Below are 9144 nucleotides of genomic sequence, written 5' to 3' on the forward strand. Positions count from 1 at the left end.
TTGCCCAATCGGCAACTTTTTTAATTTCTAACAACAAAATAAAAATGGACTAGGTAGCTTCTACTAGCTACTTAGTCCATTGGTTTCAATTTTGTTGTTTAACTATCCGAGCCTTGTCCTCATGGACTAGTCTGCGGTATAATTATCTTACAAAGTTAAAAGCAATATTCAGTCGATTTTAACTTCCACGAAAAAATCGACTGAATCTAAGTAGCTGGTATGAGCTACTTGCTAATACTATAAAAGAGATCTCAATCCCAAATGGGTTGGGATCTCTTTTATGTATTAGCCTGATCTTTTAATATTTGATTGCTAAATTAACTATAGTCTAGCATAGCGCTTACTAACCGGTAAACCTTAATTTGCAAATAGACTATTTAATAAATTGATACTTAGCTTTAAAAAAACGACAAGAACGACAACGAGTTTAAGCTTTGCTTGTTGATTGGTGTTCTTGTCGTTTTTAACTTATAATTTAAGGCGGATTAATTAGGTGGTGAAACTATTGGGCAAGACTATTCGACAACTTTCAGAAGAATTGAAATTATCAAAACAAGCCATTAATCAACGTATTAATAGCATTAATGGCTTTCGAAGCAAACACACTTACAAAGTTAAAAACCATCTAGAAATAGACAACCAAGGCGTTAAAATGCTTGCTAATTTTGACAAGCAAAAACGACAAGAACGACAACCAAATCGGCAAGCCGAAAACGACAAGGACAAAAATATTGATCAGATCTTGCTGAAGCAACTTGATGTTAAAGATCAACAAATTGCAAATTTGCAACAAGCCCTGGATCAGCAACAAAAATTACAGATAGCAACGGTTTCAGAAAACCATCGATTAAAAGAGCACGTTCGTAAATTGAGTGGCCTGCTTGACTCTTCTAGTGCAACTCAACAGCAAAAATCAAACGACAAGGACGATGCCTTGTCGAATAATGTCAATACCCGTCACAGCAAGGATAAAAACGACAAGCAAAATGAAAATAGAGTTGCTGAATATAATAATAGGCAAAAAAAAGTATCTAAAAACAAAGTATCTAAAAACAAAGTCAATAATAGTTGGTGGCGTTTTTGGTAGTATTTCTACTCCTTTCATCAAGCAATCAGGAATCTAACCCAGAAATAGTTGACAAAGAGCCCATTTTCCTACCGCCTTGGATAGTTATAAGAAGCAAAAAAATTCTCATACTATTTGGCTGCCAGTGGTAATTTAAAGATGATAAAAGTCGATACAGCGTAAATAATTAAAATCGGAATCAGTAACATTCCATAGGTGATGGGCCACGTCAAAATGGTCATTAAGGCAGTGCCAACTGTATTTAAAATTACTAACGTTTTCCTGGTTAGTTTAAATGAATGCCACATTAAAAACCACCAGTAGACTAATGAGCTGAGCAGTGCAAAGCCACTCCAGTCAGTTAATGTCAATATTCATTTACCTCCTTATAAATTAATTGATTTTATAGTATATTAAGATCTGCAAAAGTTAACGGTCATACTCTAAAGGTGGATAAGGAGCTAGAGTATCTTTAACCCCCTCCCGATGATCATAGATACTTAGGGACACCCTTTTATCCTGCCAAGACATATTATAAATATATTGATAGGTATGGTGTTGGTGGCGAATTGAAACATCTTCCTCCCATTGTCCCATATTGACCCAATTAAAAACTATTTTCTGATTTTTAATGCTATTTTTTGGAATCTTTTGGGCAACCATGTACGTTCGAACGGCTCCAGTAAAATAAGTGCGATGTTGCCAATAAATGGCTAGCCAAACTATTAAAAAGAACCCTAGTAATAAAGCTATTACGTACCCAATCTTTTTAAGCATAACTAATCCACACCTCTTTTTCATTTTGTTGTTAGTTTATAAATATAACTTGGCTTGTAAGTCCCTAAAAAAACATTTGTCATTGAGAATGGGAATACCCACATAAGGCCACCTTTCATTCCTTTATGACTTGTCCCCCACCAATAAGCTAAGTAAACATATTTAGACAGCAGCAACGCCAGCTCGCAAGCCCAATTAAAACAGACCTTACAAAGCGCCTACGCAACGTTTCAAAAGCAGACCAACCTGATCAGTCAGGAAAATCTGACCGCACTCAAACGGATTCAAACCGAGCAAGGCCAAAACAACCAGCTTCTTACCACAAAAAGTAACAGCTAAATCGGCAAATGAAGAAAAACATGGTTGGCTTTGGCGAATAACACATTAATACTGCTGGTTTTGTAATAATAGTAAAAAATCTAATTTCGTCCGAACGGCAATCTTTTTCATTATTCATGTGATACAATATAGATGATCGTCTATGTTTAATGTGGAGGAATTTACTGATGCACTATGAGTATAAAGATTTGGCATCACTTTTAAAGGTGGTTGCTGAACCTAACCGTCTTAAGATTTTAGAAATGCTGTCCTGTGGTGAGATGTGTGGGTGTGATATACTTGCACACTTTAACTTTACACAACCGACTCTATCCCACCATATGAGTATTCTGGAAAAAAGTGGATTAGTTAACGTAAGAAAAGATACTAAGTGGCACTATTATTCTTTAAATTCAAACAAAAAAGAAGGACTGATTAGTGAATTAACACAAATACTATCTAAAACTGACCATTGCATATGTAAGGATTCACATTCAAACTGTTAGCTTTTTTATTTTGCATTATACATAGATAAATATCTATATGGAGGGCTATTATGCGTACTTCTAAAAATTTATCATTCATGGACCGTTATATGACCTTATGGGTATTTTTAGCTATGGCACTGGGAATTATTAGCGGTTTAGCTTTTCCATCGCTCCCTAAAATAATTAATAGTTGGTCTATCGGTACAACATCAATTCCAATAGCAATAGGCTTAATATTAATGCTATATCCACCACTAACCAAAGTTAATTATGGCAAAATGGGTGATGTATTTAAGGACAAAAAGGAACTTGCTTTTTCATTAGTTCAAAATTGGATCGTTGGCCCTATTTTAATGTTTGCTCTTGCTGTTATCTTTCTACACAATTATCCAAACTATATGATTGGTTTAATCATGATCGGTTTAGCACGGTGTATTGCTATGGTTATTGTGTGGAATGAATTAGCGCAGGGTAATAACGATTATGCTGCTGGGCTAGTAGCTTTTAACTCAATTTTTCAGATTTTGCTATATTCCGTTTATGCATACTTCTTTATTAGTGTCTTACCAAAATTCTTTGGGCTACAAACACAGACAATTAATATTACAATGAGTGAAATTGCTAAAAGTGTTTTTATTTATCTTGGTATTCCTTTCATTTTGGGCATTGGTTCTCGTTACTTTATCATTAGCACAAAGGGTAAAGAATGGTTTGAAGATAAATATGTACCAAAAATAAGCAGAATTACTACTTGGGCTTTACTCTTTACAATAGTAGTGATGTTTTCTGTCAAGGGTGCAAAAGTAGTTCAACTACCAATGGACGCAATAAGAATTGCTGTTCCTTTATTACTATATTTTGTCTTAATGTTCTTCATAACCTTTTGGATTGCGAAAAAGACTAAAACTAGTTATTCAATTTCTGCGACACAATCTTTCACCGCTGCAAGTAATAACTTTGAATTAGCTGTTGCAGTAACAGTCGCTATATTTGGCTTGAATTCTGGAGAAGCATTTGCTGCCGTTATTGGCCCAATGGTTGAAGTACCGGTAATGATCTTATTAGTTGATGTAGCACTATGGATTAAAAGAAAATATTATGATTAAGGAGTAACCAAATGAAAAAAATCTATTTTCTCTGTACCGGGAATTCATGTCGAAGCCAAATGGCCGAAGGATACGCAAAAGAACTTTTTCCTTCCGATAAATTTGAAATTAGAAGTGCGGGCGTAGAAAAGCATGGTTTAGACAAAAATGCAGTACAAGTTATGGCAGAAGATGGTGTCGATATTAGTCAGCAGTATTCAAAACTGATTGATTTAAATTACTTCAATTCAGCTAATCTAATTGTTACTTTATGCGGTGATGCACGAGATAAATGTCCAGTTATTCCACCACAAGCTACAAGTATTCATTGGCCATTACCCGACCCTGCAAAAGCCACTGGAACAGAAAAAGAAAAACTACAAGCCTTTAGAAAAGTTCGAAACAAAATAAAAGATAATCTATTCGAACTTGTACAAAATTATAAATAGGGTCCATTTTTATAGGATGACTCCTAAATCTAAAAAGACAAGGCCCATTAATTTATTAACTAATAATATTGAATTTCAATTTCATAGGAAAACTGGTAAACTATTCAACACAATAGTTGAAAAGGTGGAAAGAAAATGTTTGAACAAGCAGTTAACTACAAAAATGGACTATATAAAGAACTATCTAAAATTGGTAAGGGGCTAAGCAGTGATCGACGATTAGAAATTCTTGATCTTTTAACTCAAGCACCCAAATCAGTTGAAACTATTGCCAACGGGGTCGGAATAAGTGTAGCTAACGCCTCACGCCATCTACAAATATTGAAGGACAGTCATCTGGTTAAAACAAAACGAAAAGGCAATCATATTATTTATAGCCTTAGTTCTCCCAAAATTAGTGATCTTGTGCACCTATTAACCGATATTGGCAACAGTGAACTTTCAGATATGAAAACAATTCAGGATAAATCAGACGCTCAAGATAACGTTAAAACCATTTCCTTAAAGCAAGCTCAAGAAGAATACAAAAATAGCTTTGTCCTTGATGTACGACCTTCTGATGAATATGCAGCAGGCCACATACAATCGGCAATTAATGTCCCATTGGAAACATTAAAAGAATCAATGCCCAAATTACCTAAAGATCAAAAAATTATTGTTTATTGCCGTGGAAGACTATGTGCTAATTCCAACATTGCCACACAGATCTTAAATAGAAATGGTTTTGACGCAGTTAGTTTAAATTCAAGTTACTATAATTGGAATAAAATAACAGAATAAACAGTTTAAGCACGATTTAGTCATTTATTGATTAAATCGTGCTTTTATATTGACCTACAAAAAGTATGTGATATTATTAAACTATTCAAGTAAACAATTGAATAATTGAAAGGCAGTGACATAACTTGTCTACTATTGATAAAACGCTAACCTTAATTAATTTTGAGAATAATTGGTGCGCCCAGTGTTATACGCAGCGACCAATAATAAATAAGATTAGCCATGACTTTAATTCATATTTAAACGTTCGGGTAGTGAATTCAGATGCTCACCCAGAACTAGCAAAAAAATACAATGTTTATTCCGCACCCAGTACTATTTTGCTGCGTGATGGAAAAATCGTTGAAAAAATTACCCGTTTTATTGATCAATCACAATTAACAACTTTAATTAAATATTACCTATAAAGGAGCGACTCTTATGGTTAAGAACTTAACTGACAAAGACTTTGTGAAAGAAACTAGTACCGGTGTTACATTAACTGATTTTTGGGCTACTTGGTGTCCTCCATGTCGAATGCAAGGACCGATTATTGAACAACTTGATAAAGAAATTGGCGATAAAGTCAAAATCACTAAAATGGACGTAGATGCAAATCAAAAAACACCAATAGCATTTGGAATTATGTCTATTCCAACCTTAATTATCAAAAAAGATGGCCAAGTAGTTGATAAGCTGGTTGGCCTCCACAGTAAGGACCAACTTAAAACCGTTCTTGCTCAATATAATAATTAGGTTAAGAGGGGAGAAGCTAAATGGAACAACTATCAGTAATGAATAAAAAAGAATTTGATAAAAAACTGAAGAATGGAAAATATATTTTAGTTTTTATGGCTTCTTGGTGCCCTGATTGTAGCTTTATCAAGCCTCATCTACCAGAAATTGAACAAGAATTCAAAGATTACACTTTCATCAGTGTCGATCGTGATGAGAATACCGAATTGGCTCAAGAACTAAATATCTTTGGTATTCCAAGCTTCGTTATTTTTAGAGATGGGCAAGAAATCGGAAGACTTGTCAATAAAGATCGGAAGACTAAAGAAGAAGTCGAAAACTTCATTACCAACACTATTAACTAATGAAGAAGTTTTTTACTATTCTTGGCGGTATGGGGACGTTAGCAACTGAAAGTTATGTCCGACTCCTTAATAAGAAAACTGAAACCCATAAAGACCAAGACTATTTAGATTATATAGTGGTTAACCATTATTGATGCACAAGAAGTCATTGTTAATCGTTCATTGGATAAGGGATTAGCGTTACGTGACGACTAATAAGTAGATTGGAGTGAAATTTAATGAGGAAATATGATGTAGTAGTGATTGGGGCCGGTCCTGGTGGAATGACCGCTGCCTTATATGCAGCACGAGCTAATTTAAATGTAGCAATGCTTGATCGCGGTATTTATGGTGGACAAATGAACAACACCGATGACATTGAAAACTACCCTGGTTTTACAACAATTAAGGGTCCTGAACTTGGTGAGAAAATGTATCAAGGAACCGTTAAGGCCGGAGTAAATTTTGTATATGGTGATGTCCAAAACGTTACCGTTGATGATCAACAAATGAAGCATATTCAAACCGATAGTGACGAGTTAGTAGCAAGCGCAGTAATTATTGCAACAGGATCTAATAATCGAAAATTAGGTGTACCAGGTGAAGAAAAGTTCTCCGGAAAAGGGGTTTCTTACTGTGCAGTATGTGATGGTTCTTTCTTTAAAGGAAAGAACGTTACTGTAGTTGGCGGTGGTGATTCAGCAATTTCTGAAGGATTGTACTTAGCTAATGTCACTGATGGAGTTAATGTCATTCATCGTCGCGATCAGTTACGGGCACAAAAGGTATTACAAAATCGTGCTTTTGATAACGATAAGATAGATTTCACTTGGAATACTAGTGTGACAAAGATTTTAGGTGATGAAAATCATGTTACTGGAGTAAAAATTCATAACAATCAGGTCGGTGATGATACAACTCTAGACACTGATGGAGTTTTCGTTTATGTCGGTAACTTTCCAAACAGCCAAATTTTCAATAATTTAAATATTACCGATCAAGCTGGTTGGATTATAACTAACGATCAAATGGAAACAACAATTCCTGGAATCTATGCAATTGGTGATGTCCGGCAAAAGCAACTGCGGCAAATTACAACTGCGGTTGGCGATGGTGGTATTGCTGGGCAAAACGCCTTTGAATATTTCGAAGCCATAAAGCATCGGCAAACGGTTAAAGATTAAAGAGAGGAAAATTACTTTATGGAAATCAAATATTGGTCAGACATTGCTTGCCCCTTTTGTTATATCGGTTCTAACCGAATGAAACGAGCAATGAAGGAAATTGGTATTTATGACACAACTGAATTAGAGTTCAAATCATTCGAGCTTAACCCTGCAACACCAAAGGAAACCGATGAAGGATACATTAATCACTTCACTCAGGGAAATAAGGCAATGGAGCCACAGGCCAAAAAGCAAATGGCTTACATCGAACAAATGGCGCATAACGATGGTCTACCAATGGATCTTGACAGTGTAGTACCTACAAATACTATGGATGCGCACCGGATTATTAAATTCGCAGAAGCTAAAAATGATCCTGATTTGACTGAACGAGTAATTAGACGCTTCTACCAAGTTTACTTTAGTGATGGTCAATCGATTTCTGACCATGATGTGCTATTAAATGCGGCAATGGAAGCTGGGCTTGCTAAAGACGAAGTAGAAAAAGTGCTTAATTCTAACCAATATCATCAAGCTGTGGTCAATGACGAGGCAGAGGCTCAACAATCCGGTATTCATGCTGCACCTTTTTTTGTAATCAATAATAAGTATGCAATTAGTGGTGCCCAACCATATGAAGTCTTTGTTAAAGCCTTAAAGCGAGTTCAAGCAGAAGAAAATTAGGAGGAATTTACGATGACCGAAGATAAGCCACAATTTAATACAATATTTGGCGATAATAATGATGCTGCTGTATGTGGGCCAGACGGTTGTAATATCGCTGAACATCAAAAGCAAACTGAGGATAAGAAGAAGAAAACAAAATAAATGGAGGAAAGCTATAAATGAAGTTTGACTACGTTGTTATTGGCAGTGGGCCATCAGTTTATCGTTTCCTATTGGGAATGCAGAATAGCGGAAAGAAAATCGCGGTTGTTGAAAAGAATCGGTTTGGCGGAATTTGCCCTAACGAAGGCTGCGAACCCAAGATTTTCTTAGAAGGAGCAGCACGAGCAACCTTAACTTCAATGCGTTTGCAAGGTAAGGGAATTACTCAACCAGCTAAGCTTGACTGGAAAGAACTTATTCAGCAAAAGAATAAGGCTATGGCGTCATTCCTAAATAATATGCAAAGTATGTATGAAGGCCTGGGTGCGACTACCATCAAGGGTGAAGCATCATTTGTTGATCAACATACCATTGAAGTTAATAATAAAAAAATCACTGCTGATAATTTTGTAATCGCAACCGGAAAAAAGCCGCATCCTCTTAACATTCCTGGCCACGAGTACCTACTTACTAGTACTAACCTTTTTGAACTCGAAGATACTCCAAAGAACGTCGCAATTATCGGAAGTGGTTACGTTGGTATGGAATTTGCTACATTGTTGTCTGCTGCCAGGGTTAAAGTAACAGTTATTGTCCGATCCGGCCAACCACTAAAGGGATTTTACAGCCAACACGTTCATCAGTTAGTTGATGAAATGAAAAACTCACTTGGTATTAATTTTATATTTAACACAAATGTTACAGCTGTTACCGAAGCACAAACTGGCTATGAGGTTCAATCAGCTAACGGCAACCTTGGCACTTTTGATAAAGTTATTAATGCCAGTGGTAGAGTTCCTGAAATTAATGCATTGAAACTTGATAATGCTGGTGTAGAGTACAGCAACCGCGGAATTAAAGTTGATAAATATTTGACCACATCAGCAAATAACATTTACGCAATGGGCGATATTGTTGATAAAACCGCACCAGCATTTACCTCTACGGCACAGTTTGAAGCAGACTACTTAAGTGCCTTACTTACTAATAAAACAACTGAACCTCTTAGGTACCCAGTAATTGGAACCGTTACGTTCACATTCCCCCAACTCGCTCAAGCTGGAATTAGTATTGATAAAGCAAAGGAAGACAGTAATTATTCAATTAGGGTCTGTCTTAAAACAAGCTT

Annotated in this window: 14 protein-coding genes and 1 pseudogene; 13 read left to right on the forward strand and 2 right to left on the reverse strand. The window is 35.8% G+C overall.

All coding sequences use genetic code 11. From position 1 onward, the window contains the following. Positions 1-505 precede the first annotated feature (505 nt). The gene (locus FD47_RS12655) at positions 506-1087 is read left to right on the forward strand and encodes a DUF536 domain-containing protein (protein ID WP_054736239.1); all 582 of its coding nucleotides are present in this window, start codon (positions 506-508) and stop codon (positions 1085-1087) included. A gap of 110 nt (positions 1088-1197) precedes the next feature. On the opposite strand, the gene FD47_RS12660 is transcribed toward FD47_RS12655, so the two are convergent. Continuing rightward, on the reverse strand, positions 1198-1437 hold the full coding sequence (locus FD47_RS12660) for a hypothetical protein (RefSeq protein ID WP_054736241.1): 240 nt from the start codon (positions 1435-1437) through the stop codon (positions 1198-1200). A 58-nt stretch (positions 1438-1495) separates the two neighbouring features. After that, the gene (locus FD47_RS12665; RefSeq protein WP_010620858.1) at positions 1496-1843 is read right to left on the reverse strand and encodes a DUF3139 domain-containing protein; all 348 of its coding nucleotides are present in this window, start codon (positions 1841-1843) and stop codon (positions 1496-1498) included. Positions 1844-2349: 506 nt separating this feature from the next. Between FD47_RS12665 and FD47_RS12670 the strand changes: the two genes are divergently transcribed. The 12 genes and pseudogenes from FD47_RS12670 to FD47_RS12710 all read left to right on the forward strand — a co-directional run. Then, positions 2350-2667 (forward strand): ArsR/SmtB family transcription factor, encoded by a 318-nt coding sequence (locus FD47_RS12670; protein ID WP_012391388.1) that lies wholly within the window; start codon positions 2350-2352, stop codon positions 2665-2667. A gap of 50 nt (positions 2668-2717) precedes the next feature. Next, positions 2718-3755 carry an ACR3 family arsenite efflux transporter gene (arsB, locus tag FD47_RS12675; RefSeq protein WP_012391387.1) on the forward strand — a complete coding sequence of 346 codons (1038 nt, stop codon included), beginning with the start codon at positions 2718-2720 and terminating at the stop codon, positions 3753-3755. Between the two features lie 11 nt (positions 3756-3766). Further along, complete coding sequence (arsC, locus tag FD47_RS12680; RefSeq protein WP_054736243.1) at positions 3767-4183, forward strand: arsenate reductase (thioredoxin); 417 nt, start codon at positions 3767-3769, stop codon at positions 4181-4183. A 135-nt stretch (positions 4184-4318) separates the two neighbouring features. After that, positions 4319-4963 carry an ArsR/SmtB family transcription factor gene (locus tag FD47_RS12685; RefSeq protein ID WP_054736245.1) on the forward strand — a complete coding sequence of 215 codons (645 nt, stop codon included), beginning with the start codon at positions 4319-4321 and terminating at the stop codon, positions 4961-4963. Between the two features lie 125 nt (positions 4964-5088). Continuing rightward, on the forward strand, positions 5089-5370 hold the full coding sequence (locus FD47_RS15110; protein ID WP_008855846.1) for a thioredoxin family protein: 282 nt from the start codon (positions 5089-5091) through the stop codon (positions 5368-5370). A 13-nt stretch (positions 5371-5383) separates the two neighbouring features. After that, the gene (gene trxA, locus FD47_RS12690) at positions 5384-5698 is read left to right on the forward strand and encodes a thioredoxin (protein WP_054736247.1); all 315 of its coding nucleotides are present in this window, start codon (positions 5384-5386) and stop codon (positions 5696-5698) included. 20 nt (positions 5699-5718) lie between these two features. Then, complete coding sequence (locus tag FD47_RS12695) at positions 5719-6042, forward strand: thioredoxin family protein (protein WP_004909449.1); 324 nt, start codon at positions 5719-5721, stop codon at positions 6040-6042. After that, positions 6042-6170: pseudogene (locus FD47_RS15115) on the forward strand (aspartate racemase); the annotation flags it as partial. The gene FD47_RS12695 and the pseudogene FD47_RS15115, both read left to right, overlap by 1 nt. Positions 6171-6260: 90 nt before the next feature. After that, positions 6261-7205 carry a thioredoxin-disulfide reductase gene (gene trxB / locus FD47_RS12700; protein ID WP_054736249.1) on the forward strand — a complete coding sequence of 315 codons (945 nt, stop codon included), beginning with the start codon at positions 6261-6263 and terminating at the stop codon, positions 7203-7205. Positions 7206-7223: 18 nt separating this feature from the next. Then, positions 7224-7871 carry a DsbA family oxidoreductase gene (locus FD47_RS12705; RefSeq protein ID WP_054736251.1) on the forward strand — a complete coding sequence of 216 codons (648 nt, stop codon included), beginning with the start codon at positions 7224-7226 and terminating at the stop codon, positions 7869-7871. Positions 7872-7883: 12 nt separating this feature from the next. Beyond that, positions 7884-8015, forward strand: coding sequence for a hypothetical protein (locus FD47_RS16125; RefSeq protein WP_015474697.1), 132 nt, complete (start codon positions 7884-7886; stop codon positions 8013-8015). A gap of 17 nt (positions 8016-8032) precedes the next feature. Continuing rightward, the coding region (locus FD47_RS12710) for a dihydrolipoyl dehydrogenase family protein (RefSeq protein ID WP_056980758.1) at positions 8033-9144 on the forward strand (1112 nt) is incomplete at its 3' end.

The sequence above is a fragment of the Lentilactobacillus parafarraginis DSM 18390 = JCM 14109 genome (assembly GCF_001435895.1).
Classification (GTDB): domain Bacteria; phylum Bacillota; class Bacilli; order Lactobacillales; family Lactobacillaceae; genus Lentilactobacillus; species Lentilactobacillus parafarraginis.

Coding starts and splice junctions, on each gene's coding strand:
- FD47_RS12665 (WP_010620858.1), bottom strand. CDS start 1,843: ATGCTTAAAAAGATTGGGTACGTAATAGCTTTATTACTAGGGTTCTTT.
- FD47_RS12670 (WP_012391388.1), top strand. CDS start 2,350: ATGCACTATGAGTATAAAGATTTGGCATCACTTTTAAAGGTGGTTGCT.
- arsB (WP_012391387.1), top strand. CDS start 2,718: ATGCGTACTTCTAAAAATTTATCATTCATGGACCGTTATATGACCTTA.
- arsC (WP_054736243.1), top strand. CDS start 3,767: ATGAAAAAAATCTATTTTCTCTGTACCGGGAATTCATGTCGAAGCCAA.
- FD47_RS12685 (WP_054736245.1), top strand. CDS start 4,319: ATGTTTGAACAAGCAGTTAACTACAAAAATGGACTATATAAAGAACTA.
- trxA (WP_054736247.1), top strand. CDS start 5,384: ATGGTTAAGAACTTAACTGACAAAGACTTTGTGAAAGAAACTAGTACC.
- FD47_RS12695 (WP_004909449.1), top strand. CDS start 5,719: ATGGAACAACTATCAGTAATGAATAAAAAAGAATTTGATAAAAAACTG.
- trxB (WP_054736249.1), top strand. CDS start 6,261: ATGAGGAAATATGATGTAGTAGTGATTGGGGCCGGTCCTGGTGGAATG.
- FD47_RS12705 (WP_054736251.1), top strand. CDS start 7,224: ATGGAAATCAAATATTGGTCAGACATTGCTTGCCCCTTTTGTTATATC.
- FD47_RS16125 (WP_015474697.1), top strand. CDS start 7,884: ATGACCGAAGATAAGCCACAATTTAATACAATATTTGGCGATAATAAT.